We start from the raw sequence: 26,896 nt of genomic DNA, 5'->3' as shown, positions 1-26,896 counted from the left end.
CCGGAAATCCATCCCCCTGCACAACAACAGGCCGATGTCTTACTCCGCGCGCTCTGCCACACCCGTCAGGAGCGCCCGGAGTCCCGGCAGAATTGCAATCAGCAATCCCCCTGGCGGCTGCGGGCTATGGGCGGATGCCAGCATGCTGGCCGAGTTTTCAAAGGCCGCCTGCTGTTCCTGAAGCAGCCGGTTCGCATCCATCCGCCAGGCCGAGCCATCCCGCCCGTCCAGAACCCCGAGCCCCGCCCGCGACAGCAGAGCGACGGCATGCGACACCGGCACGACAGCCTCAAGCACCGGAACACCCTTCGCGCTTGTCACAAACGCCGCGTCATTGTCCGACCAGCGCTGCAGCATCTGCCGCAGCGGGGCAGCAAGCGCGTGCTCGCCCCGGACGTACCGCGCGGCCATCGCATTGAACCGCAATGCTACGAACGCATCCGGGTCCGTCACCGCAACAGGCGCTGACAGCATCGCATCCCCGCTGGGCGCAGCAAGATGGTTGAGAGCGTAGTTGCGGACCGGGACCGTCACTTCGGTCAGGATCTTCAGCGCCTCCGAATGTCCCGGCGCCATCGCCTCACGCATGGCCTCCCGATGCTGCGTTGCCTGCAGTCCGGTCGCCTCAAGCTCCGCCATCACAAGCGGCAGACGCCGTTCCAGATCGGGAACGTCGCGTACATCCTGCGCAGACCAGAACCGCTCGGCCAGCGCCGCCATCCGGGGCCACAGCCGCCCATCCAGCATCGGCTCGGACACCATTTCCGCCCAGAGCGTGCCTTCCGCCCCCATGACCAGCGCCTTCTGTCCGTCATCCAGCGGCAGAGCATGCTCGTCCATCGCGAACGGCACCGAAAATTCAGGATGTTTGGGCGGATATTCCGCCAGCTGCTCCGCCGTAATTCCCTCAGCCTTCGTATCGAACGGATCGATCGCATAATGCATGGCGGACGGACGCAGCAGATCCAGATAATACCCCGCCGACACCACAACCGGATGGCCGGCCTGCGTCGCCGTCCCGGTCCATTTCGAGGCCCGCCAGGGCTCGACAACGACATTCTTCGGGATCGGCGCTTCGCTGACCTCGTCCCAGCCCATCATGACATGACCCTGAGCGGAAACGATCTTCGCGACCTCTCCCGTAAAAGCCGCCTGAAGCGCAGCAGCCGTCTCGAAGCCATGCGCCTTCATATAGGCCGCAATAGCCGGATTCTTCGTCCACTGGGAGGAGACGACCTCATCGCCCCCGGTATGCACATACCGGTCCGGGAAAAGTCCGCCCATCTCTCCGTACAGCACGCGCACAAAGCGCAATGTCTGCGGATTGGTCGGGTCCAGCGCGGCATTGTTGAGGTTCAGACCCTTGGCGGTCACATCCGGCAGAGGCTGGGCCGCCAGCTCGGGATAGGCCTGAACGATCGCCAGCGCATGGCCGGGCACGTCGATTTCCGGCACGACACGGATGCCGCGATCCGCCGCATAGGCCACAACCTCGCGGATCTGCGCCTGCGTGTAATACTGGCCGTGCGACGCTACGGTCTGAAGTTTCGGGAACATCCGGCTCTCGACGCGGAAGCCCGCGCCGTCGCTCAGATGCCAGTGCAGGACGTTGAGCTTGACCAGCTCCATCGCATCGAGCTGCCGCTCGATGGTTTCGACCGTATCGAAGTGCCGTGACACATCCATCAGCAGACCGCGCCAGGCAAACCGGGGCGCATCCTCAACATGCACCCGCTCGACCAGAGCCCCCTGCGGCGTCACCCGGACAAGCTGAAGCAGCGTCGCCAGCCCGTGGATCACCCCCGCCGGCCCATCCGCCTCCAGCCGCGCACCAGTGGCGGACGTCGTGAGCGCATAACGCTCCTTTTCGTCCACACTCAGATAGGCCCGGTCCTGCCCGGCCGAGATATGCAGCACATAAGGCGCCCCCCGGCCCGCAGGCCCGGCGATCGCGGTCAGACGTGTCGTAAACCGCGCCACCGCCCGCAACAGCAGAGGCGAGGGCCGCGTGTCCCACACGACCTGAATCCCGCCCCCGATCGACGCCACGCCATTGGAGACCGAAACGGTCTGCGGCACGGGCAGGAGGATCTCTTCCGCCCGCGCAACACTCCCCAGCCCCCCGACCAGCACACTTCCCGCAAGAAGCAGCCACGCCGCGCGGGCAGACCTGCGGGAAGAACTCAGGCCGCGAGGCGGGGCGGTATGCGTCATACGGAGCTTTCCTTGGAAAATCGGAAGATCAGTGCGTATCGGTGGCGGGCGGCAGCGCATCGAGCATCAGCTGCGCATCATCAGCCGAGAGCGCAATGCCATAGAAATCATGATAGAAAGACCGGATCGACCGGATCATCGCCGGGACATCCACCTGCCCGGTCTGGACGATCTGCCGGGCCCAGATCACCTGGAGCATCAGCTCCGGCCCATAGCGGTCCCAGGGGAAAAGACCCGTCGGATTGCGATAGACCCGCCCCGACTGCACGGCCTTGATCTTCGACCAGACGGGGTCCTTTTTCAGGGCTGCCGGATCACCGGCATTGGCGGCGATGATCAGAATATCCGGGTTCCAGGCCAGAACCTGCTCGATGGAGACGGGCTGTTTGTTGCCATGAATCCCGTCCGCCGCGTTCTGCCCGCCTGCACTGCGGATCCACTGGTCGATGATGCTGTCATCACCATCCACCCGCAGCGGCTTGAGGGACTCCACATGCAACACACGCGGTCCCTGCGGGTTGGTCGGGGCCTGCGAGACGACCTGAAGGAACGCCGAGCGATAGGCCTGCGCCCGCTTGGCGGCAATCGGCGTCTGAAGGAGGGTCGCGGTCCCGTCCACGCAGTCAAGCATGGCATCGAACCGGTCGAACCCTTCGGGCGCCACATTCAGCCCTGCCCGTGTCAGGGCTTCGGCGGAATGGCCCGAGTTGGTGACAAACACCAGATCGGGATGCAGCGCCAGCAGTTCTTCCGCATTCAGATTGCCCGGGTCCAGCGTCTCGGCCTTTGCCAGTTCCGGCACCAGGCGGAACATCCAGGGCAGCATCGCCGGACGCGCCACGGTGCCCACGATCCGGTCCTGCGCACCTAGCATGATGAGCGTCGCATTATGCGCGTACCAGCCTTCCACGATCCGCGCGGGCGGAGCGGCATGAGCCGCAGGGGCCGGCAGGGATATGGCCAGCGCCCCGCCCAGCAGGGCCACCGGGAGCGTCAGGACCGAAAACCGCTTCAAGAGTTGTGAGAGTGTCATGTCTCGTCCCTTCCATGATGGAAAAAGCGGTTTCCGGCATGATCCGTCTGGGTCAGAGGCACACCGTAAAGCGCTGACATCCGTTGCGCCGTCACAACATCCTGTGGCGGCCCGTCCGCGTCAATCCGGCCGTGATCGAGGACCAGAACCCGGCTTGCGCGGACATACAGTTCTTCCGGCCGGTGCGAGGTGAGCATAACAAGCCGGCCTTCCCGCGCAAGATCCGCCAGCAGCGCCATCAGACGCAGCTGATACCCGTAATCCAGCCCGGTCATCGGCTCATCCAGCAGCAGGCCCTGCGCGTCCTGCGCAATGGCCCGCGCCAGCACGACCCGCTGGCGCTCCCCGCCGGAAAGCTCCGTCACCGGCCGATCCGCAAATCCCGCCAGCCCCATCCGCTCCAGCGCGGCATCAACGGCCAGCCGATCTTCCAAAGACAGCCGTCCCGTCAGCCCGGAATAAGGCACACGCCCCAGCTCGACCATCCGCCGCACCGTATAGGGAAAGGTCGCGACATGACTTTGCGGCACATAGGCCAGATGCCGCGCAATGGCGGAGGCCGACCGCTCCCGCAAAGAGCGCCCTTCCAGGAAAACATCCCCGACCGAAGGCGTCAGAAACCCCATCAGCAACCGCAGCAGCGTACTCTTGCCCGCCCCGTTCAGCCCCAGCAGCCCGACCAGCTCTCCCTTCTCCAGCGAGAGATCGATGCCCTCCAGCACGGGAGCATTCCCCAGCGGCTGACGAAATCCCAGGTTCCGGCACGACAGCAGCGTCATGCCACCCCACTCCGCAGACGCCGCAGCACCAGCACGAAGGCCAGCGCCCCGAAAAGCTGCGTGACGATCCCGAGCGGAACCTCCCCCGTCGTCAGACTGCGCGCGCAGGTATCGGCCAGCACCAGCCCGGCCGCCCCCAGCAGTGCCGTCACCGGCATCATGCTCCGATGCTCCGCTCCGGCCAGAAGCCGCGCGACATGCGGCACCAGAAGCCCGATCCAGCCAATGATGCCCGCCATCGAAATCGTCATCGCACAGGCCAGCGTCGCCAGAACGATCAGCGCCGGCCGCATAACCCGTACCGACACGCCCAGACTGCGCGCCTCGTCATCCCCGAGCGACAGCACATCAAGCACCGGCGCGCACAGCACAAGCGCCACCGTCAGAACAATCAGCGGCCCCGACATCCAGGCCAGTTCCTGCCATCCGCTCGGCGCCAGACTGCCCAGAAGCCAGTTCACGATGGCCGGAAGCTGATCCATCGGATCGGCCAGATATTTCACTAAAGACAGCAACGCCGTGAAGATCGCATTTCCGATCAGCCCACCCAGCAGCAGCGTCAGAATCCCCCCGCCCGGCAGCGTCCTGCTGATCAGCAGTCCCGTCCCGACCGCCAGCAGACCGCCGCCAAACGCGCCCATCTGCACCATGACCGCAGAGCCGCCACTGACGATACTGAGCGCCGCGCCAAACGCCGCCCCGCTCAGAACCCCCAGCAGATCGGGCGAGACCAGCGGATTGCGGAATACCGCCTGATAGGTCGCGCCCCCGCAGGACAGCGCACTTCCGACCAGCAGCGCCGCCAGAATACGCGGCAGCCGCGCCTGCATGACGACAACCTGCGCCACGGGATCACTCGCGGGAGACAGATGCAGCAGAGACCCGAACACCCTCGCCACGCGCAGTGGCGACAGCGGATACCGCCCCAGGCAGAGCGCGCACAGAACGCTCAGCATGACACAGGCCAATGCGAGAGACCGGATCAGGGCAGGACGGGCGGAAATAGCGCTTCCTCTCGGCAGAACGGCCAATCTGCCGCAGGGAAATCATAAGCCAAGCCTTCCCGCATCACCAGAACCCCACCGGGGGATAGGCCAAGGGAGAAACCGAAGGCCGCCCCCCTCGGAACTGGCTCTGGAAGTCCGTCAGAAGCATAGGAGGTTTTTGACACTCGGTGTCAAAATATTCATCAGGAGGCATACTTGCTCCCGGAAACAATGTAACAGACTCTCGCGACCTACAGTCAATATCCTTCCCATATCCATGGAGAGTCCATCTCGGGGAATACTGCAATCAGGACCGAAAATATCCCGTATTAACGCTGAAACATCGCGAAACCTGTGTTATTTTCATGACAAAGGCCGCATTTATTTCCGGAAACACACCGTTTTGAGATAACGCAATCTTTCCTTTCACGGCTCCGTGCACTAGGTTGCACGCAACAGCCGCCTTTTGTGGCAAATGATTTCAAACCTGCCGGGACAGTTCAAGCATGCTCAAACGGATAGCTGCCGCCGTCATTGGCCTTGGCGCAGTGGGAGGCATCGGCTTTCTTGCCTATGCCTGGTACCCCGCCATTGCCCCGATTCCGCGGCCCGCCGCATCGTCATTCTCCGCAGACGCCATCAGCCGTGGCGAACTCGTGGCGAATGGCGGCTACTGTGCGGAATGTCATACCCGCGTGGATGGCAAGCCCGGCCCCGAACTGGCCGGCGACTTCAAGATGGCCACCCCCTTCGGTGACATCTTCTCGTCCAACATCACACCTGATGAAGAATGGGGAATCGGCAACTGGTCGCTGGCCGCGTTCAAGCGCGCCATGAACAAGGGCATCGCCCGCGACGGCTCCCAGCTCTATCCGGCTTTCCCGTTCGACCACTTCACGAAGGTCAGCGATCAGGACGTCTCGGACCTGTACGCCTATCTGATGACGCGCCCGGCCGTCCACATGAAGCCGCGTGACAACACGGTCCCCTTCCCGATCAACATCCGCCTGACGGGTCAGGGCTTCTGGAAGCTGCTGTTCTTCACACCGGGCCGCTACCAGAACGACCCGAAGCACGACGCACAGTGGAACCGCGGCGCCTATCTCGCCGAGGGCAACGAGCACTGTGGCGCCTGCCATACGCCGCGTAACCTTCTCGGCGCCGAGAAGATGAGCAATGTCTATGACGGTGCGGTCATCGACGGCTGGATCGCCCCGCCGCTGAACGAGCATAACCCGACGCCCGTCGTCTGGACCGAAGACGAGCTGTTCCAGTACCTGCGCTTTGGCGTGGCTCCGCTGCACGGTTCCGCCGCAGGCCCGATGTCGCCCGTTCCGCACCGCTTCCTCTCCAAGATCCCCGAGGAAGACGTGCACGCCATCGCACATTATTATGCGGACGTGGACAAGGCCGCCCAGCGCAGCGCTGGCGATCAGGCCGCGATCTCCCGCGCCATGCAGATGTCCGGCCGTGACCTGACGGGTCCGCAGCCGCTCGACGAAGATGCACGCCTGTATCAGGGCGCCTGTGGCGCCTGCCATTACAATTCCGGCCCGAACCCTGTTCTGGGTCGCCCGGAACTGGCCCTGAACAACGCGCTGTGGCTGGATGAGCCGAACAACCTCTATCAGGTCATGCTGCATGGCATCACCGCGGAGGAAGGTCAGGACCACATCTCGATGCCGAGCTTCTATTCCGGCCTGTCCGATCATGACATGGCCCGCATCGCCGCGTATCTGCGTCGCACACGCACCACGCTGCCCCCCTGGACGGATCTGGAGAAGAAGGCCGCCAGCGCGCGCGCCACGCTCGAAGCTCCGCCCGTCAACGCTTCGCACTGATCCGGGCAGGACTGGGAAAACAGGACATGACCACGAAATTTGAACTCAACGGACAGCCCGTTACGGTCGACGCCCCGGCAGACACCCCCCTGCTCTGGGTCATCCGTGACGACCTGAACCTGACCGGCACCAAGTTCGGCTGCGGCATCGGTGAATGCGGCGCCTGCACCGTCCATGTGGGCGGCCGCGCCACGCGTTCGTGCATCACGCCGCTTTCCGCCGTCGAAGGCGCCTCGATCACCACAATCGAAGGCCTCGACCCAGAAGGCAACCACGTCGTGCAGGTCGCCTGGCGTGACCAGCAGGTGCCGCAGTGCGGTTACTGCCAGTCCGGTCAGATCATGCAGGCCGCGAGCCTCCTGAAAGACTATCCGAACCCGACGGATGACCAGATCGATGGCGTGATGGGTGGCAGCCTCTGCCGCTGCATGACCTATATCCGCATCCGCAAGGCCATCAAGGAAGCTGCCTCAAGGCAGCAGGAAGGCGCCAACAATGGCTAAAATCGAACAGATTGCGAAAAAGAGCGACGCCACGCGCCTCTCCCGCCGCAACTTCCTGATGACGGCGACTGGCGCCGGGCTGATGTTCGGTTTCGCCCGCAAGGCCGGCGCCGCAACGACCCTGCCCTCCGCCATGCCGCCGGAAGCCGCGTTCGAGCCCAATATCTGGTGCGCCATCGCCCCGGACGGATCGATCAACGTCAACATCGTCCGCGCCGAAATGGGCCAGCATGTCGGCACCGCCCTTGCCCGCATCATCGCTGACGAAATGGACGCCGACTGGGACAAGATCAAGATCACGCAGGTCGACACCGCCCCGAAATGGGCCGGTAAATACGTCACCGGCGGTTCCTGGTCTGTCTGGGATACCTGGGACACATTCCGTCAGGCCGGTGCAGCCGCCCGCAGCGTGATGGTAACCGAGGGCGCGAAGCTCCTCGGCACCACGCCGGAACGCTGCACGGTCAGTGAAAGCGTCGTCTCCGCTGGTGGCAGGAGCGTCTCCTTCGGTGACATCGTTGCCCGTGCCAAGCCGACCCGGACCTTCACGCCGGACGAGATGGCCAAGCTGCCGCTCAAGCCGACGACCAACCGCCGCCTCATCAGCAAGCAGGTTCCGGCCCTCGACATCCCCGACAAGACGACCGGCAAGGCGATCTACGGCATCGACGTCAAACTCGACGGCATGGTCTATGGCCGCCCGAAAATGCCGCCGACCCGCTACGCCGCCAAGGTCATCTCCGTGGATGACAGCGCCGCGAAGAAGATCCCGGGCTATGTGCGCTATGTGGTTCTGGACGATCCCTCGGGCATCGTTCCGGGCTGGGTCGTGGCGCTCGCCAAGACCTATCCGGCCGCGATCCGCGCCGCCGATGCCCTGAAGGTCCAGTGGACTCCCGGTCCGACGATCAACGTCTCCGAGGCGGACATCATCGAGCATGGCCGCAAGCTGGCCGCCGACCCGAAGAACGGCACCCGCGTCTTCAACGACAAGGGCGTGGACGAAGCCCTGACCATCCACCCCGGTCAGGTTTTCGAGCGCAGCTATACCTGTGCCTCCGTCGCGCATTACCAGCTTGAGCCGGTCAACGCCGTGGCGCGCCACATTGATGGCATGTGGGAAATCCACACCGGCAACCAGTGGCAGTCCCTGATCCTGCCGCAGCTCGCCAAGGCGCTTCAGGTCCCTGAAGAGCAGGTCGTCATGCGCACCTACATGCTCGGCGGCGGCTTCGGACGTCGTCTGAACGGCGATTACTGCATTCCGGCGGCCCTCGCCTCCAAGGCCATCGGCGGCGCACCGGTCAAGCTGATCCTGACCCGTTCCGACGATATGGAACTGGACTCGATCCGCTCGCCGTCCATCCAGACGATCAAGGTCGCACTCGACAACGACCGCAAGAAGATCGTGGGCATGGATTATGTGGCGGTCGCAGGCTGGCCGACGCAGGTCATGGCTCCGGCCTTCCTCGCCACCGGCGAAGACGGCAAGAAATACGATCCGTTCGCCATTGCCGGTGCGGATCACTGGTACGAAACCGGGCCGACCCGCGTCCGCGCCATCAGCAACGATCTGGCTAACGCAACCTTCCGTCCCGGCTGGCTGCGCTCGGTCAGTGCGGGCTGGACGCCCTGGGCTCTGGAATGCTTCCTCGACGAGCTAGCTCATTCCACCAAGCAGGACCCGCTGGCGTTCCGCTTGTCCATGTTCACGGCTGAAGGCCGTAACGCCGGTCAGGCTCCGAACTCCGTGGGTGGCGCGAAACGTCAGGCCGCCGTGCTCCAGCGTCTGGCCGACAAGATCGGTTACGCCAACAAGCAGCTTCCGGCCGATACCGGCATCGGCATCGCCACCAGCTTCGGCCAGGAACGCGGCATGCCGACCTGGACGGCCGGTGCGGCGCAGGTCCATGTCGATCGCAAGACGGGCGTCATCACCTGCCAGAAGCTCTGGCTCGTGCTCGATGCCGGCACCATCGTCGATCCGGGCGGCGCGCTCGCCCAGACTGAAGGCGCGGCACTGTGGGGCTTCAGCATGGCGATGTTCGAAGGCACCGAGATCGTCAATGGTACGATCAAGGACCGCAACCTCAACACCTACACCCCGCTGCGCATCCCCGATGTGCCGGACATCGACATCGAGTTCATCCAGAACACCGAAAAGCCCACGGGTCTCGGTGAGCCGGGTGTTACGGTCGTCGCTCCCGCCATTGGCAACGCGCTTTTCAACGCCGTCGGCGTCCGCCTGCGTCACATGCCGATGCGCCCCGCCGATGTCCGCCGCGAGCTGAAACAGCACACAAGCTGATCCAGCCTGGACATCATGAAACAAGGCCGCAGCTCCACACGGACCTGCGGCCTTTTTCATACATGGCGACAGGGCCGCACCTCATAATCAGGACGGGATAGGTCTTGCCAAAAACCCCAAAAGTCGTGAGAGACTGAGCCGTTCAGGAACCAGCAGGAGCCGGAACGACGATGCGCCGCCGGAAATAAGGACGAACTGTGAGCTGGTTTTACGAAGAACATGGCACCCGCAAGGGGCCTGTATCCGCAGACGGGATGAAAGCCCTCGTCACGGAAGGAATCATCGGGCATTCCACCCTGTGCTGGACCGAAGATTTCGGCGGTGAATGGCACCCGGCCGGAAGCTGCGTGTTCTGGCCGCCCCAGCCCGAAGGCGTTCCCCCGGCCCTTCCCGCCAGCCTGATCTCCAACCGCTGGCTGTGGCTCAGCCTGATCGGCCCGTTCTTCGGCAGCATGGCGGTCGGAATCCTGGAAGGATTCGGTCTCGTTCCGGAGTTTGCGAGCAATATCGGATCCATGATCGTCAGTGTCGGGATTTTCTACTGCGCGCTGATCATGGACCGCCGCAGCCTGCTGGCGGCGGGCTTCCGTCCCGGCACGATCCTGTGGATCCTCCTGCCCCCGCTCTATTTCTGGCGCCGCATCCAGATCGTGGGACACGGCATGCTGCTCTTTTTCCTGTCGGTGCTGGTGTTCCTGTGCGAGTTCATTCCCGCCATCACCAACGGCTGGCACATCATGCCGGACGAAGGCCTCTCCAGCTACGTCTCCCGCCGCTACTACGAGCTGTAAGCTCTCAGCGAAACCGGCGGTAAAACGCTTCGACCTTGCTGGCCGCCACACCGATCCTGTAGCGCGACATGTCCCACTGGCGCGGCGTGGCCCCTTCCAGACGCCGCAGCCCTTCCATCAAAGCCCCCAGACTGTCCGGCGCTACCAGACAATCCGGCGCATCCGCCAGAATATCTTTCACACCACCGGCGGCCGTAGCGCAGACCGGCAATCCGGCTTCCATGGCCTCCAGCAGCACCAGCCCGAACGGCTCATGACGTGAGGGCACGATAAACGCATCGAACGCCGCCAGAAGATCGGGCATGTCCGTGCGATACCCGGTGAAGATGATGTCCGGCCGCCCCTGTGCAGCCTGTTGCAGTGCACCACGCTCCGGCCCGTCGCCCACCATAACGAGACGGGTCCCGGGCTTCAGCTCCGCCTGCTTCCAGGCCTGGATCAGAAGCCCGAAATTCTTTTCCTCAACCATCCGTCCCGCCGCGCCAATCACGACGCCTCCATCCGGAATCTCCCACTCCCGCCGCATCCGCTCCCGCAGAGCCGCGCGCGCTGCGAAGGTTGATCCGGGCGGAACCGTCCAGTTGGGGATCAGCGCGGAGGTTTCACGCTGTTTTGCCGGAAGGGTCTCCTGCTGCCATGAGGCGATGCAGACCAGCCCGTCATGCGCGCCATAGCTGCGGCTGCGATAGGAGGTATGCAGCGTGGCTACAACCGGAACCGACCCCGCAAGCCCAGCCCGGCGCAGCCAGCTCGCCCGGGCGGAGGCACGGCCGAGATGAGTATGGACGATATCATGACGGCCGCTGCGCAGTTCGGAGGCCAGAGCGGGAAGATATCCTGCCACCCCGGCCCGCACGACCTTCACTTCGGGGCAGAGAAACCCGCTGATGTCTCCGCCCGTCAGCGGATCGACCGTATTGCGGTCCAGAAGGAGCGTGACGTCATGGGTCCGTGCCTGAATGGCGGAGAGTTCCGCAAGATGACGCTCCGTCCCCGCGAATTCCCGGGTCGAGAGGCAATGCAGAATTCTCAGTCGGGAAGTCACGCGCTTTTTCCTTGATGGGCGTAGCGAGGGAACCTGGCGTCAGGAGTTGATCCGGCCCCCGGTGCCCCAGACGCCCTCGATGATCGGGCCGCTGCGGGTGGACATGCGCTGATACGGCGGGCGCGGCTGGCAGGCCACGAGATAGAGGCCCACCGTGAACAGGAGCTGGGAAATCGTGGTCATCTGGGTCAGCAGCCAGATGAAGCCCGGCGCCCCCATGCCCCGGAACAGCTGGTAGACCAGAAATGCCAGAGACAGCAGGCGCATGGCCCGCAGCAGCGGCCGCAGCGGATTGAGCATCCCGGGACGCACCAGCGGCGCCGAACGTTTCATGCCGAGGAAGAACGCCAGACTGATGCACCAGATCAGCGCGCTGTCGATCATATTGGCCAGACTGGCCCCGAACAGCAGCATCGGCAGCACGAGAGACAGCCCGTCCAGCATCAGCGCGCCGAGCTGACAGCTCAGGCCAAGCTGTAGCGCCGTCAGACGCGCGGGAAGGCGATCCGCCACAGGCTGGAACAGCCGGTCGAGCAGCCAGTCATCCACATGGGCAATGCGTTCAGGTAAAGTCATCACACACACTTTATCCGGCCAGACGTCCCCCTGCACATAATTTTTTCTTCATCCGACCGTCAGATACAGCCCGATCAACACAGGCTACACATGCTGGACAGGGACCAGCACAACCGGTTTACTCTTTTGTGAAGATGCATTTCTCCTCTGGAAAGTTCTGAACACATGTCCGCACTCTCCCGTCTGTCCCGCCTGTCCCTGCTGGCAGCCACCATGCTGGCGCCTCCGGTCCTTGCGGGCGCCCAGGCCGCACCGGCTACGGCCTCCACGACGAATGCGGCAGCAACGAGTGCCGCCCCCGCGACGGTCACGCGGGCGACCCTCTCCAACGGGCTGCGGGTCATCGTGGTGCGCGATACCCTCGCTCCGGTGGTGCAGACGATGCTGAACTATGAGACGGGCTCGGTGAACGCACCGAAAGGCTTTCCGGGTACGGCGCATGCGCTTGAGCACATGATGTTCAACGGCTCGCAGACCCTGTCGCGCGACCAGCTTTCCACCATCAGCGCGCAGCTCGGCAACAACGACAACGCCGACACGACGTCAGACGTCACCCAGTATTACTTCAAGGCCCCCGCCAGCGACCTCGACGTCCTGCTGCGGATCGAGGCCGGACGCATGCGCGACCTGAACATCACCGAGGCCGAATGGGCGCATGAGAAAGGCGCGATCGAGCAGGAAGTCTCGCGCGATCTTTCCAGCCCGATCTATCGCTATCTCTCGCAGATCCGCGCCGCCCTTTATGCCGGAACGCCCTACGAGCAGGACGCCCTCGGCACCCGCCCATCTTTCGACGCCACGACCGCGCCCCTGCTGAAGAAGTTCTATGAGTCCTGGTACGCGCCCAACAATGCCGTGCTGGTCATCACCGGCGATGTGGACCCGCAGGATACGCTGAAGAAGGTTCAGGCCGCTTTCGGCACTATCCCCGCCTCCACCCTGCCGGAGCGCGGCACCGTCTCCCCCACCCCGGCCAAGGCCCAGAGCATCGCGCTCGACACCGACCTGCCGATCGGCCTCGTCACCATGGCATGGCGCATGCCCGGCCAGCGCGACCCCGACTACGCCGCAACCACCCTGCTCGCCGACGCCATCAGCAGCCAGCGCGCCGCCCTGTTTGATCTCGTGCCGTCGGGCAAGGCGCTGGATACCGGCTTCATGTATGACCCCGAAGCGCAGGCCGGTCTGGGCGTCGTGTATGCCGGCTTCCCCAAGGATGCGAACCCGGACGCCCTGCGGACCAGTGTCGCCACTATTATGGAAAATTTCCGCACCCACGGCATCCCGGCCGAGCTGATCGAAGCCGCCCGCCGCAAGGAAATCGCCTCGCTTGAATTCAACGCCAACAGCATTTCCGGCCTCGCGGAAAGCTGGTCGCAGGCCGTTGCCATTCAGCACCTGAACGACCCGCAGGACATGCTGGCCGCCTTCCGCAACGTGACCAAGGAGCAGGTTGACGCTCTGGCGAAAAAGCTGCTCGACCCTGCCCACGCCATCACCGCCACCCTGACGCCGAGCCCCTCGGGCAAGCCGGTTGGGCAGAAAGGCTTTGGCGGCGCGGAATCCTTCAACACGCCGCCCTCCGGCAAGGTCGCCCTGCCCGACTGGGCACAGCAGGCCCTCGCCCGCCTGACCATCCCGGCCGCAGCCCCGCTCCCGGCCGCCTATACGCTGTCGAACGGCCTCCATCTTCTGGTCCAGCCCGAGCATGTCAGCCACACCGTCGAACTGATCGGCCGCATCCGCCAGAACGCGGACCTCGAACAGCCCGCCGGTCAGGAAGGCGTGGCGGATGTGACCGAGCAGATGTTCCTCTACGGCAGCAAGACGCATGACCGTCTGGCCCTCGCCCGCGCCCTCGACGACATCTCGGCGGACGAGGAAGCCGGCCCGTCCTTCTCGCTCAGCACCCTGACACCGAACTTCGAGAAGGGCCTCGCCCTGCTGGCCGATCATGAGCTGAACCCGGCCTTCCCGGAAAAGGCGTTCCGCATCACCCAGATGCAGGCCGCGCAGGCGCAGGCCGGCGAACTCCAGTCCCCCGGCTACCGCTTCGGCCGTGCCGCCCGCAAGGCGCTGGTCCCGCCGCAGGATCCCACCCTGCGTGAAGCGACTCCCGCCACAATCGGCAAGCTCACGCTTGCGGACGTGCAGGCCTATTACGCCCATGCCTACCGCCCGGACCTGACGACCATCGTCATCGTCGGTGACATCAGCCCCGAAGCCGCGAAAGCGGACGTGGAAAAGGCGTTCGGCATCTGGAAGGCCGTGGGCCCCAAGCCCGTCGTCGACCTGCCGGCAATCCCGCTGAGCCGCACGTCGCAGGCCGTGGTCGCCGATCCAGGCCGCTCGCAGGATGAGGTCAAACTCGTCGAGACCATCGGCATGAAAGTCACCGACCCCGACCGCCATGCCCTGGCCGTCGGCAATACGATCCTCGGAGATGGCTTCTCCTCGCGCCTGATGCAGGACCTGCGCGTAAAGACGGGCTATGTCTATGGCGCCGGAAGCGGCTTTACCTATTCCCGCACCCGCAGCGGCTTCGGCATCACCTTCGGCGCCGATCCGGACAAGGTCGGCAAAGCCCGTGCCCTCGCCGTCAAGGATGTCGAGGACATGCGCAACACCCCCGTCTCGCAGGAGAGCCTCGATCTCGCCAAGGCGTCACTGCTGCGCAGCCAGCCCATGTCCCGCGCCAGCTTCAGCGCGCTGGCCGGAAGCTACCTGTCCCTGATCGCCCTGGACCTGCCGCTCGACAGCCCGGCCAAGGCCGCTCAGGCGATCTATGACATGAAGCCCGAGCAGGTGCAGGCCGCTTTCCGCAAATGGGTCCGCCCGACCGACCTGGCCCAGATCGTCATGGGCCCGCAGCCGAACTGATCTTTCCCTTCCGACACAACAGCAAAAAGGCCACGGACTGCTCCGTGGCCTTTTTTCATACCTGTCCTTCGAACCCCGGACACAAAAAAAGCCGGAGACACGCTCCGGCTTTTTCAGGATCAGGCAGGAAAGAGCGTCAGGTCAGACCGGCCCTCAACCGATCAGCCCCTCATCCTTGAGCACGCGCAGCGCATACTGGATGCGATGCTTGTACAGATGCTCGGCCTGCGTCCGCGCCTGGGCCTTGCGGGCCATCTTCACGCGCAGATCATTGTTGTCGAGATACGTCGTCACCAGCCGCTCGAAATCCACGCGGTTGGAGAACACCGGGATCTCGTCGGCGGAGTAATAGCGGCGGATCTCATGCGTATCCTCGTGGAACACCTGGAACGCCCCGGCCAGAGCAGCCTCGAATGTCCGCGGCCCCGGTGTGGACGGCGCAATCACGAAGCGCTTGTTCTCGAAGCTCAGCGAACGGCCAAGATTCAGCACCAGCTTGGAGCGACGATACAGCTCCACAAGCTGGGACTTCTCGATCCGCGCATCGGAGAACCCGATCCCAAGCTCACCCCAGCCCGGACCAACGATCTTGATGTTCAGGTCCCGCAGAACAGGCAGCAGGTTGCGGACGATGTCCTTGCGGTTCGTGAACGCCACGCCGCAGAACAGGACGTCGATCGTCTTTTCGGAATCCGCTTCGATCTCGCCGTAATGCAGCTTGGGGCTGGCGGCCAGCGGCAGATGGAACACCCGTTCGCGCTGATAGAAATTATGTCCCCAGCGATCGCAGGAGAAGATCACGTCGAAATCATCGGCGATGCGATAGTTCGCGTCCTGCTCGTAGGGATCTTCCGTCGCCCAGAACACCGTCACCGCGCCGATCTTCTTCGCCTCGCGGCAGACCTCGCCGAAATACGTGCTTTCCGGAAGATAGGAGCCGATGGCGAATACGATCGTCGGCTTCAGGATCCGGATGGAACTGGCCGCGGCCGAAATATGGACGGCCGTGACGTTGTCCTCGCCAAAACAGTCCGCCCAGCCATCCATGATGGACTCACGGATCTGCGCATTGGCCTGGCTTTCATACCGGCCACCACTGCAGACAAGAACGCGCCCTGTCAGGCCACTCATCCCGCTGGCCGTCCCGCTGCTGGCGCTTCCGGCTTCCACGATCGTTTCATTCACTGCGTCCATAACCTTCCCTGCTCTCCCAAACTTTTCAAACCGGAGTTCCCCGGCACGTCATGCAATGCAGCCCTGAACAATCCCTGACAGCGCCTGCCGGAAATGGACCGGAGAACAGTCCCGCTCAACAGCCGCGAGCGCGCCAGCCCTCAGAGTCTCCCACAGTTCCGCGTCCTGATAAAGCCGCTCCACGGCAGCCGCGAACGCCTCGGGATCGTCCGACGGAGCCGCCAGGATCTCCGCACCATCCGTCCAGCCGACTTCTTCCTGAAGCAGCGTCGTCACGACCTGCGGCAAACCATAGGACGCCGCTTCATGAACCTTGAACGGAATCCCGCCCGCAAACCGCGTCGGCGCCACAAACACCCGGTGCCGGTCAAACAGTTCCCGCGGATCCCCCACAGGCCCCACGATTTCCACCCGGCTGTTCGTCGAAAAAACCGTCATATCCACATCCGGCCCCACATAACCGGCGATCGTGAAATGGACATCCGGCGGCAGAACCCTGTCGAGGATCGGCAGCACACTGTCCACAAACCAGACAAGACTGTCGTGGTTAGGAGCGCCCTCATCATGGATCGCGCCGAAAAAGAGGATGCTGTGCCGGGTCTCGAACGGTGCGGGCGTCGGCTGGAGCTGCAGTTCATGCCCGAGCACCGAGACATTCTCATAGCCCGCACGACGCACCAGATCCGCGTCATGGGACGTCACCGCGATGATCTGCTGGCAGAACCGGGCACAGTCCAGTTCCTGCTGAAGCATATCATCGAAGCTGATATCCGGCTCCGGAAGGTCCAGAACGCGGATGCGCTCCAGCGTGCGGGGCGTGGCGATCACTTCCGTGTCCAGGATCGGACCGGCGGAAGGCAGATAGCGGCTCGATTCATTGAGCAGGGGCAGGAGGCGCGCCAGATTATGCGTGCGACCGATCCAGACCAGATCGTAATATCCGACCCGCTCCTGAATGAAGTCGGCGAAACTGGACAGATCCCGATCCACGATCAGCTCCACCGTCTCCGGAAAGTCCCCGAACAGGTCGATGGCCGTCTGATCCCTGGGCAGCACTGGGAAAACCGTGACCTGATATCCCAGCGCCGTCATCTCATGAATGATGTCATTCGAGCGGACATAGCCGGACCCCAGACGCCGCAGAGGCAGACGGTCCTCGATGAAAAGGACCCGTTTGCGCTGGCTGATCCGGTGTTCGCGCGCCAGAACGGCGTTGCGAATGTGAGCCGGCTGCTGATGACGCAGGAAATCCTGCTGCAGACGGGCAAATGTCTTGAGATTGCCCCGGATCAGGGCATGGGATCCGGCTGCACCGGAGCTTCCGAACTCCAGATGTTCGATGACCACGTCCGGATCATAGATAATGCGCATTCCCGCCTTGAGAATCCGCACGCATAGATCGGCATCCTCGAAATAGGCTGGCGTATACCGCGGATCATACCCGCCCAGACGGCGCAGCAATGTCGTACGGACCATCAGGAAAGCGGCCGAACAATAATCGACGTCCCGGACGAAATTGGCCGTCGTCAGGTTCGGATCATCCTCGCGCAGATAGCCGTAAGTCGCACCATCCCGCCAGATGATCGATCCGGCTTCCTGCAGGCGCATGTTCGTGCGGATCAGCTTGCCGCCCACCGCCCCGATCGCGGCCTCGGAGCGCAGACGCTTCAGCGCGTTGACGATAGCATCGGGATACAGGCGGATATCGTTGTTCAGATACAGGACAAACGGCGCTTCCGCTTTTTCCAGCGCAAGATTACACGCCTGGAGGTACCCGATATTGTAGCGGTACCGCAGGATCGTGGCGCCCCGCACCATCCGCCCGATATGGCGGGTCTGGTCATGCGAGCCCGAGTCCACAAGTATGAGCTGGACGGCACCGGCGTAGTTGGCGCGCAGCGAAGCCAGGGCCTGCGCTGTCAGGGCAATCCGGTCATAGACGACCATGAGGACGCTGACTTCAGGAACACCGTGAACCGTGAAGTCCAGCGGATGCCGGACCAGTGACGGCAGGATGGCCTCCGCTTCCCGCTCGAACAGTACCCGGGACTGTTCCTCGTGAATCTCGGACACAGCCGCAAGCGCCGCCATACGCCCCTCGCCCAGCCCCGTCCGGCCGGCGACAAGATGGGCGAAGGCGCTGTCATACAGGCGATTGCGCACGTCATTGCGGACCTGCGCCTGCGCCATGTGGGCGGCAAGATCCACGTTTTCCTGCGGCGCACGCCCTTCGAGCGCGCCGTAACGGACGAAATGATCGTAACCGTTGCGGAAATATCCATGTTCCAGCGACGGCACCATATCCGGATGGGCCTGCCGATAAAACTCTTCGGAGAAGAACTCCTGGGGATCGAAAAGACGCGGTGTTTCGTTAGTGAGGTAATGATGCAGGGCGCTCGAATAATGACCTGCGGCAATTTCCTGCCGGACCTCGGGATAGCGCGTCAGATACCAGACCGGGTCGAAATACCACGAGACGCGTCCGGCATCTGCAACATGGGCCGGCAGTCCGAGCCATGACCCGAACAGCCCGATCCGGCTGTCAAAACAGTCCGGAAATATCAGGGAAAGCTCGCGGCAGAGTTCATCATCGAAGAAATGATGCCCTCGGTAATAGTGGCTCTCTCCGATCTCAAGATAATGGTCGTAGCCGTTGCGAAAACCGTTCTCGCTCAGAAAACGCTGCGTGAGCTCCGGATAACGGCGGCGGTATCCCGGTTCGTCAAACAGCCAGTGCGGAGAATGGGTTCTGTATCCGGTTGCAGTATAATGCTCGAAACCCGACGCCCATTCTTCCCGGATCAGTCCCTGACGCACATCCTTGTGCGCGTCACGATACCAGATCTCATCAAAATACCGGTTCGGGGAATGTCCGTAACGCTGGCCTGTCTGAAGATAGAACGCATACGGATCGTCCTGTCCTTCTTCCCGCATCCAGTCCCGCACCTCGGGATAGCGCAGCAGATACCACTGCGTATCAAAGCGGGCCCACCGGGGTTCCCGCGTCTCGGATAACGGGGCTGAAACAGTTTCGGACATCAGGGCAAGCCTCCTGCTCGCAGGTCAGGAAACGATTTTTCCCGCGAGAAGACGTTCCCCGCGTTCGACGTTCTCGGTGTGCAGGTCGACATATTCCGCAGACAGGATCGCACCATTATCGAATGTCACGGCAATATTCGTCATCCTCGATCCGTAGAGGTCTCCCACGACGTTCACCAGAATGAAACGATAGACGCCATCAAGCGGGCGGGCATAGCCTTCGCGCGGCATGAACGTACCACAGAATCCGGCACAGATCGGTGCATCGCGATGCGCTGTCCCGACATCGGCACGGAGCACACGTTCCAGCGCGAAGAATACGATCTCATCACGGCTTTCCGAAACCAGCCCGCCATAGACCTGGCCGGCACGGGACAGATTGCGAAAGAACATCCACCCCCGGACTGCCAGAGGACCATCCGGAGTCAGCTCAGCGGGGGGATCGCCAGCCAGCCCCGTGAAATCATCGATGGAATAATCCAGTGCCCCGGACGTGTAAGGATGCATCTGGTGCTTGCCGACACCGGACAGCTTCACACCACGCATCAGACCGTCACTATGGGAGACACGGCGGAAGTCGGACAGGATAAGGTCATTGGAAGGAGCAGAGCGGATGATCTTCCGGATCTGGCCACCTTCGACTTCGATCTGCATGGACGTCAGCTGGAACGCCCCCTGACCGTTGACCACGTTGATCAAACCGATGCGGAAACGTCCCTCACACCATTTCCCACGCAGCGCAACCTTACCGGAGAAGCCGGCACGACGCGGAGCATTGACGAAAAGCTCTGCGATATCCGCCCGGATCTCGCGCTGGCATTCCAGGAAGATCATGGCGCTGTCGGGGTCTTCGCCCAGCAGGACCGTGAACATCTGCCCCGCAGAACTGATTCCGGGAAGGATCATCCATCCGCGGATATGGAACTCGAGTGCTCCCGGGAAGGGCTTCTCTTCCACACCGGAGAAGACATGGTGACAGATGTCATCGATATAACATTCGGCACCCTGCACCGAGAACCAGTCTGAAACGGGGACCGGCATTTCCACGGACAGATCGCGCGCGGTCGGCGGATCGAAGATGTGCCGCGGCGGTGCCTGATGGCGCCAGGTGGGATGGGCCAGAAGATGAACCTGCCCGGCATCCAGACGAAGTTCCGACACACCCATTTCGCGACGCGGCGCCGTATCGTGATAGAGCGCCAGCAGTTCATCAGCATAGTCCCGGGCATGGGTCCAGAGCGCAGGCGTGATGTTCTGCATGATCTGACGCCGCAGGGGTTCGGACGAACGCAGCAGTTCCAGCCGCTCGAGCACCATGCTCGGGCGGCTGATGGGAACCTTGAAACCGTTGACGCCGTCTTCGACGCGATCTCCCAGAGCGCCCACATCGGTCACGATGGGGATGAGACCATTCTGCCAGGCCTCGGACAGGGAGATGCAGTAGGTCTCGGGCCAGATCGACAGGTTCAGCGCAACATCGGCCACCTTCAGCGCCTCGATGTCTCCCATCTCATAACGGCCGTAAATCTTGACATTCGGACGCGGAACCGCAGTCAGGACCGCTTCATATTCCGGATGCACATAGCCAAAGATATGGAAGACGAAATGGTCCGGATGAGCGATATCGATCAGGTTGAGGATCGTATCGGCACCCTTGGTCCGCAGGAAGTTCCCGACGATCGCAACGCCAAGAGGACGGTCCCCCAGAGGCTCGTAGGGCTTCATCACGACCGGAACGGTGTTGTCCGGGCTGGGAATGCCCATCACAAGGCTGCGCTTGGTATCAAGCACCGGATAGATTTCGTGCGTCAGGTTCCGGGAATGGACTGTGCCGAACAGGATGGCATCGACGGAATGCAGCATCTTGGCCACGAAGGCACGACGGGTCTGCTCACCGCCATGATCCACATTTTCGGAGGCCTTGAGGGTGATATCGGCGGCCAGAACGGAGCGGACCTCGTCCTCGACGTAGCGGAGCTCGTGATTCAGCAGATTGTAACGGGCAGAAACCAGCCAGAAATCATGGGCGGAGAAAATCACGCCCGCGCCATTGGCCTTCGCAATGATCGGTAGCGACAGGGCGTGATGCCCCAGATGCTGGAAGTGAACGAGATCAATATTGTACTGGCTGATAACGCTGGAAAACGCCATTTCTTCCGGCGAATCACACATCGCGTCCTGCCAGCCCACTTCCGGCACGTCGAAGCGCTCCAGTTCATGGCCATTGGCCGTGGTCAGACGGCAGAAACCGCCGCGACGCAACCAGTAGAAATATTCCACATCACGCGACAGAAGCGCGCACAGGCCCTGCTGATAGACTTCAACACCACCCCATGCCTGCTCGTGAATCGTGGAATGCGTGCACATCAGCACACGCAGACGCCGGCGACGACGCAGGGGCCCAAGAGCCTGGGTCCGACGCCCGAAATCGGCCCCGGTAATATCGCGCATCTTTTCGAGACGGTGCTCGTACAGATGCTGCGATACGACGGATTTCTGCGCAGCCAGAGCCGCATTGCGACGTGCACCCTTCTGCTGGAGCAGCCGGGCAATGGCATTGACGACCTGATTGGCATCCCGGGCAAGGGAAATACCATTCACCGTCTCAAAATGTTCAGCCGCCATGCTTTCCGGAGCTTCGACAACCTGTGCGGCACCCGCCAGCGCGAGTTCAAAAAAACGTGGGCCAGGGGCCGTAGCCTGGCTGACATCCCCGTGACTGGCATAGTCACGGAACATGGTCAGGGTGACGGCGCTGACATTTGCGAAATCAATGAAGGCTTCGTGGCTGATCGGGCGCTGGATGGCCAGCGCAGCCAGATCGGCCGGGAGAGGTGGCAGGAATTCGTTGGTCGGGCAGACGAGCTTGAGACGGGCATCGGGGAACGCCGCGATGACCTTGCGCAGGGTATGGACGCGATTGGGCCACATCGTACCGGCAAAGAAAATATCATATTCCAGTTCGGCTGCGGGAAGCACAGCGCGCTCGTGAATCGACGGACTCGCGGCCAGTGGAAGATAATGCCCCTTGCCGTGATAATATTCGGCACAGGACGGATCATTCGTGAAGACATAATCGAAGAGTTCGGCATTCTCGACATTGAAGTCCCGCATGAAGGGGTCTTCGAAAGTCCAGAGAATCATGGTCCTGAACGCAGGGCGCACACGACGGATCAGGGGCAAATTGATGCGCTGCGCATCCAGGCAGATCAGGACATCATGCTCACCTGATGCCGCGATACCGGCCAGGCTCATGTTGTCCGCAACAACAACATGCTCCTTGCCAAAGAGCGTCTGGGCTGCCCGCTGAACAGCAAGCGTCAGATAGGAATTGGGATTGTGGGTATAGTTTGTGTTGTAAATGACCGCCATCAATCTCTTGGGCTCGGATGCCCACTCCCATATTCAATATTGGCCAGTCGTCCGGATTCCAGCAGGGCATGCCCTTCCGTTCACGACATTTCCGTCTCAGCGCATTCTCTTGTGTAGCGGATGGCGCCGTTAAGAAAAAGCCCACTCTGAAAGAATGAATTTTCAATAAAAAAAGGGCCGCCGAAGCGACCCTTTTCATATCCGACCGGGAGAGGAAATCCTCTCCCGGTTCACCAAAGCGGGAGCTCAGGCGTCCGTGTTACGGCGGCGGATGGCGGCACCCAGGATATCACCCAGGGACGCACCCGAGTCAGAAGACCCGTACTCGTTGATGGCCTGCTTGTCTTCCTCGACCTCACGGCCGCGGATCGTCAGGGCCAGCTTGCGGGACGCACGGTCAACGGAGACGACCTTGGCGTCAACCTTCTCACCGACTGCGAAACGCTCCGGACGCTGCTCGGCCTTGTCACGAGCCAGCTCGGCGCGACGGATGAAGCCGGTCAGAACGTCGTCGACCTTCACTTCGATGCCGTTGCTCTGAACAGCTGTCACGACGCAGGTGACGACAGCACCCTTCTGGACGCGGGACAGGGTGTCAGCTGCCGGATCTTCCTGAAGCTGCTTGATGCCCAGGGAGATACGCTCCTTCTCGGGATCCACGTCGAGAACCTTGGCCTTGACGACCTGGCCCTTCTCGTAGTGCGACATGGCAGTTTCGCCCGGCTCGTCCCAGGACAGGTCGGACATGTGAACCATGCCGTCGATATCTGCGGAAAGACCAACGAACAGACCGAACTCGGTGATGTTGCGGATCTCGCCTTCGATGATCGAACCGACCTTGTGCTCTTCCTCGAACTGCTCCCACGGGTTGCGCTGAACCTGCTTGAGGCCGAGGGAGATGCGGCGCTTGGCGCTGTCCACATCCAGAACCATGACGTCGACTTCCTGCGAAGTGGCGACGATCTTGCCCGGATGGACGTTCTTCTTCGTCCAGGACATCTCGGAAACGTGCACCAGACCTTCGACGCCCGGCTCCAGCTCCACGAATGCACCGTAGTCGGTGATGTTCGTGACGCGGCCCGTGAAGCGTGCACCAGCCGGATACTTGATGGCGACGTTTTCCCACGGATCAGCTTCAAGCTGCTTCATGCCGAGGGAGATACGCTGCGTGTCCGGGTTGAAGCGGATGACCTGCACGCGGACCGGCTGACCGATCTGCAGAGCCTCGGACGGGTGGTTGATGCGCTTCCAGGCGATGTCGGTGACATGCAGGAGGCCGTCAACGCCGCCGAGGTCAACGAACGCACCGTAGTCGGTGATGTTCTTGACGACGCCGTCAAGGATCATGCCTTCCTTCAGGCCCTGGATCAGCTCGGAGCGCTGTTCCGCACGGGTCTCTTCGAGAACGGCACGACGCGAGACAACGATGTTGCCACGGGCGCGGTCCATCTTCAGGATCTGGAACGGCTGCGGCTGACCCATCAGCGGTCCGACGTCACGAACCGGACGGATATCAACCTGGCTGCCTGGAAGGAACGCCATGGCGCCGCCGAGATCAACCGTGAAGCCGCCCTTGACGCGACCGTAGATCGTGCCGTTGACGCGCTGGTTGTTGGCGAACGCACGCTCCAGGGCGGTCCATGCCTCTTCGCGGCGAGCCTTCTCGCGCGACAGGACGATGGAGCCGTCACGGTCTTCGTAACGCTCGACATAAAGCTCGACGACATCGCCCGGCTTCACGTCCGGAGCAACGCCGGCCGGACCGAATTCCTTGAGGGACACGCGGCCTTCGCTCTTGAGGCCGACATCGACGATTGCGAATTCGTCGGTCAGGCGGACAACGCGGCCCGTGACGACGGAGCCGTCAAAGCCGGTGTCACGGCCCAGGGTCTCTTCGAGAAGGGCTGCAAAATCCTCAACGCCGTGATCGGCCGTGGGGGTCTGAGTGGCTGAAGCCATGTAGATACTATATTCCCGGATGCCCGTTCCCTTGGCGGAGCGGATATCCACGTCTGCGCCAGATCCATGACGGACCGGACGTCTCCCCGCTGCCGCTGAACGGTCAGATCGGGTTGTTGGTTGTTTGACCTGCCTGCCAGACGCAGAACAGACCATCTCCCTGCCCTTGCGGCCGGGTGATACGGTGCACCAACACCCTGCGGGGGCGCGGTGTCAATAAAAAAAGGCGCTTTTTCGGGCGCTGCGTCGTCAGGTCAGTTTCGCGCGCAACGCAGGGCAACGGTTTCGCAGGCCTTATCAAGGACCTCGGCGGCAGAGAGCGTGTCGGTCTCGATCAGGATGGCGTCGGGAGCCTGCACCAGCGGAGCGGTTTCACGCGATGAGTCGCGCTCGTCCCGCGCCACGATCTCGGCCACGGCAGCCTCCAGGGCGGCCTCGCCCAGCGGAGTCCCGCCATGGACCTGATGATGCCGGCGCAGCGCACGGGTGCGTGGGGAGGCCGTGATGAAGAACTTCACATCCGCATCCGGAAAGACAACGGTGCCGATGTCACGGCCATCCACGACCGCGCCCGTTTCGGACGCAAAGACACGCTGGCGTTCGAGCAGGGCCGCGCGGACGGCGGGCTGGGCCGCCACGAGGGAAGCGCCCCGGTCGATCTCGGGAACGCGTAGATCCGTGCGCGCCAGATCGGCCTGTTGCAGGGCCTGTGCCTCCGCCGACGCATCGCCAGCCGGGTCCAGCCCGGCATTCACCATCCGGCGGGCGACGGCGCGATAGAGCAGACCGGTATCGAGATAGGGCAGCCCCAGCTTCACAGCGAGCGCCTTGGCGAGCGTGCCCTTCCCGGCCGCAGCGGGACCGTCAACGGCAATGACAAGCGGGCGCGATGTCACGGCGTCAGCCCTGCGCCGAGAGCGTTCATCAGGTCCACGAAACCGGGGAAGCTGGTTTCAATAAAGGCGGTGTCGTCCACGTTCACGGGCTTCTGGGCGGCAAGGCCAAGCACGACGGCGCTCATGGCGAGACGATGATCCATGTGGGTCTGGACCGTGCCGCCGCCGAGCGGGCCGTGATAGCCCTTCACGATGAGATCGTCGCCGATCACTTCGGTTTCAGCGCCGTTCACGTTCAGCAGCGCAACCGTGGACGCCAGACGGTCGCTTTCCTTCACGCGCAGCTCTTCCAGACCGCGCAGACGGGACGCGCCCTCGGCAAAGGCGCAGGCCACGGCGAGAACCGGGTATTCGTCGATCATGGACGGCGCGCGCTCAGGCGGAACATCCACGCCCCTAAGCTTGCTGTAACGCACATGCAGATCACCGACCGGCTCACCGCCTTCGACGCGTTCGTTTTCGATGGAGAGGCTGGCGCCCATTTCGATCAGGGTCGTGAACAGGCCCGTACGCAGCGGGTTAAGCCCCACGCCTTCGATCCAGATATCCGAACCCGGAACCAGCAGGGCCGCGACGATCGGAAAAGCCGCGGAGGACGGATCGCCGGGGACGGTCACGTCACGGGCGGTCATGCGCACCGGCCCCTTCAGGGCGATTCGGCGTCCGCCGGCACCGAAGCGGGAGACATCGACCTCAACTCCGAAATGGCGGAGCATGTTCTCGGTGTGGTCGCGGGTCGCGACGGGCTCTTCCACAACCGTGGTGCCGTGGGCGTTCAGACCGGCCAGCAGGATGGCGGACTTGACCTGGGCGGATGCGACGGGAAGGCGGTATTCGATCGACTTCGCCTCCCCCGTACCGCGGATCGCCATCGGCAGTCGACCGCCCTCGCGGGTCAGGAACTCGGAGCCGTTGGCCGCCAGCGGGACTGTCACGCGGCGCATGGGACGCGAGCGCAGGGACGCATCGCCCGTCATGATGCTGTTAAAGGCGTGGGAAGACAGGATTCCGGAGAGCAGACGCGCGGCCGTGCCGGAATTGCCCATGTCCAGCACATCCGCCGGCTCGGTCAGGGCACCCACGCCGCGCCCCTCGATCACCCAGTCCGCGCCTTCACGCGTAATGGTTGCGCCCAGCGCACGCATGGCGTCCGCGGTCCGCAGCACATCCTCGCCTTCGAGCAGGCCGGTCACATAGGTCCGGCCTGAGGCGAGAGCGGCGAACATCAGCGAGCGGTGGCTGATGGATTTGTCACCCGGGACACGGGTGCGGCCGGAAAGTCCCTTGGGGGACGCGGAGACGGTCAGGGGGCGCGAGACTTGCATGGCAATGTTCTTGCTGGGGCTCCCCTCGCCTGTCAATCACCTCGTGAATCATGCCGGGGTGGCACAGTCATGCGCCTGAAAACTGTCAGGAATCATGCTTCGGGATTTGACAGGGCGCGCGCAAGATGGCATGGCCGCGTTCCTTATTCGAGGCA

17 protein-coding genes are annotated in these 26,896 nt (G+C 62.9%); 5 read left to right on the top strand and 12 right to left on the bottom strand.

Features of this window, described 5'->3' with window-relative positions:
* Window positions 1-39: 39 nt before the first annotated feature.
* Genes HKD31_RS01800 through HKD31_RS01785 form a run of 4 tightly spaced genes read right to left on the bottom strand, consistent with a single transcriptional unit; the run spans window position 40 to window position 4,982 of the window.
* Window positions 40-2,214, bottom strand: coding sequence for a family 20 glycosylhydrolase (locus tag HKD31_RS01800; RefSeq protein WP_194263831.1), 2,175 nt, complete (start codon window positions 2,212-2,214; stop codon window positions 40-42).
* 28 nt (window positions 2,215-2,242) lie between these two features.
* Window positions 2,243-3,247 carry an ABC transporter substrate-binding protein gene (locus tag HKD31_RS01795; protein WP_194263832.1) on the bottom strand — a complete coding sequence of 335 codons (1,005 nt, stop codon included), beginning with the start codon at window positions 3,245-3,247 and terminating at the stop codon, window positions 2,243-2,245.
* Entirely contained in the window at window positions 3,244-4,026 is a 783-nt protein-coding gene (locus tag HKD31_RS01790; protein WP_194263833.1) for an ABC transporter ATP-binding protein, read from the bottom strand. Before HKD31_RS01790 ends, HKD31_RS01795 begins: the two co-directional genes overlap by 4 nt.
* Window positions 4,023-4,982, bottom strand: a complete 960-nt coding sequence (locus tag HKD31_RS01785; RefSeq protein ID WP_228120108.1) for a FecCD family ABC transporter permease — start codon at window positions 4,980-4,982, stop codon at window positions 4,023-4,025. The genes HKD31_RS01790 and HKD31_RS01785 overlap by 4 nt, the downstream gene beginning before the upstream one ends.
* A gap of 536 nt (window positions 4,983-5,518) precedes the next feature.
* Between HKD31_RS01785 and HKD31_RS01780 the strand changes: the two genes are divergently transcribed.
* The 4 genes from HKD31_RS01780 to HKD31_RS01765 all read left to right on the top strand — a co-directional run bounded on the left by HKD31_RS01780 (window position 5,519) and on the right by HKD31_RS01765 (window position 10,455).
* Window positions 5,519-6,853 carry a cytochrome c gene (locus HKD31_RS01780; RefSeq protein WP_194263835.1) on the top strand — a complete coding sequence of 445 codons (1,335 nt, stop codon included), beginning with the start codon at window positions 5,519-5,521 and terminating at the stop codon, window positions 6,851-6,853.
* A 26-nt stretch (window positions 6,854-6,879) separates the two neighbouring features.
* Window positions 6,880-7,356 carry a (2Fe-2S)-binding protein gene (locus HKD31_RS01775; RefSeq protein WP_062497722.1) on the top strand — a complete coding sequence of 159 codons (477 nt, stop codon included), beginning with the start codon at window positions 6,880-6,882 and terminating at the stop codon, window positions 7,354-7,356.
* Window positions 7,349-9,664 carry a xanthine dehydrogenase family protein molybdopterin-binding subunit gene (locus HKD31_RS01770; protein WP_194263836.1) on the top strand — a complete coding sequence of 772 codons (2,316 nt, stop codon included), beginning with the start codon at window positions 7,349-7,351 and terminating at the stop codon, window positions 9,662-9,664. Before HKD31_RS01775 ends, HKD31_RS01770 begins: the two co-directional genes overlap by 8 nt.
* Window positions 9,665-9,861: 197 nt before the next feature.
* Complete coding sequence (locus tag HKD31_RS01765; RefSeq protein ID WP_194263837.1) at window positions 9,862-10,455, top strand: DUF4339 domain-containing protein; 594 nt, start codon at window positions 9,862-9,864, stop codon at window positions 10,453-10,455.
* Window positions 10,456-10,459: 4 nt separating this feature from the next.
* On the opposite strand, the gene HKD31_RS01760 is transcribed toward HKD31_RS01765, so the two are convergent.
* Complete coding sequence (locus HKD31_RS01760; protein WP_194263838.1) at window positions 10,460-11,500, bottom strand: glycosyltransferase; 1,041 nt, start codon at window positions 11,498-11,500, stop codon at window positions 10,460-10,462.
* Between the two features lie 39 nt (window positions 11,501-11,539).
* Window positions 11,540-12,076, bottom strand: a complete 537-nt coding sequence (locus HKD31_RS01755; RefSeq protein ID WP_194263839.1) for a hypothetical protein — start codon at window positions 12,074-12,076, stop codon at window positions 11,540-11,542.
* Between the two features lie 165 nt (window positions 12,077-12,241).
* Here HKD31_RS01755 and HKD31_RS01750 point away from each other — a divergent pair, with 165 nt between their 5' ends.
* Window positions 12,242-14,956 (top strand): M16 family metallopeptidase, encoded by a 2,715-nt coding sequence (locus tag HKD31_RS01750; RefSeq protein WP_194263840.1) that lies wholly within the window; start codon window positions 12,242-12,244, stop codon window positions 14,954-14,956.
* 153 nt (window positions 14,957-15,109) lie between these two features.
* On the opposite strand, the gene HKD31_RS01745 is transcribed toward HKD31_RS01750, so the two are convergent.
* From HKD31_RS01745 to aroA, 6 genes are all read right to left on the bottom strand, one after another.
* Window positions 15,110-16,150, bottom strand: coding sequence for a CgeB family protein (locus HKD31_RS01745; RefSeq protein ID WP_370543876.1), 1,041 nt, complete (start codon window positions 16,148-16,150; stop codon window positions 15,110-15,112).
* A gap of 48 nt (window positions 16,151-16,198) precedes the next feature.
* The gene (locus HKD31_RS01740; protein ID WP_194263841.1) at window positions 16,199-19,189 is read right to left on the bottom strand and encodes a glycosyltransferase; all 2,991 of its coding nucleotides are present in this window, start codon (window positions 19,187-19,189) and stop codon (window positions 16,199-16,201) included.
* 24 nt (window positions 19,190-19,213) lie between these two features.
* Window positions 19,214-22,561: a glycosyltransferase family protein gene (locus HKD31_RS01735; RefSeq protein ID WP_194263842.1), complete on the bottom strand. Its 3,348-nt coding sequence runs from the start codon at window positions 22,559-22,561 to the stop codon at window positions 19,214-19,216.
* A 246-nt stretch (window positions 22,562-22,807) separates the two neighbouring features.
* Complete coding sequence (gene rpsA, locus HKD31_RS01730; protein ID WP_062497811.1) at window positions 22,808-24,520, bottom strand: 30S ribosomal protein S1; 1,713 nt, start codon at window positions 24,518-24,520, stop codon at window positions 22,808-22,810.
* A 254-nt stretch (window positions 24,521-24,774) separates the two neighbouring features.
* Window positions 24,775-25,416 carry a (d)CMP kinase gene (gene cmk / locus HKD31_RS01725; protein ID WP_041111181.1) on the bottom strand — a complete coding sequence of 214 codons (642 nt, stop codon included), beginning with the start codon at window positions 25,414-25,416 and terminating at the stop codon, window positions 24,775-24,777.
* Complete coding sequence (gene aroA, locus HKD31_RS01720; protein WP_194263843.1) at window positions 25,413-26,741, bottom strand: 3-phosphoshikimate 1-carboxyvinyltransferase; 1,329 nt, start codon at window positions 26,739-26,741, stop codon at window positions 25,413-25,415. Before aroA ends, cmk begins: the two co-directional genes overlap by 4 nt.
* Window positions 26,742-26,896 lie beyond the last annotated feature (155 nt).

The organism is Gluconobacter potus (genome assembly GCF_015244705.1).
GTDB lineage: Bacteria > Pseudomonadota > Alphaproteobacteria > Acetobacterales > Acetobacteraceae > Gluconobacter > Gluconobacter potus.
Note: the sequence above shows the minus strand (reverse complement) of the source record. Positions and strands in the feature narration are given on the sequence as shown.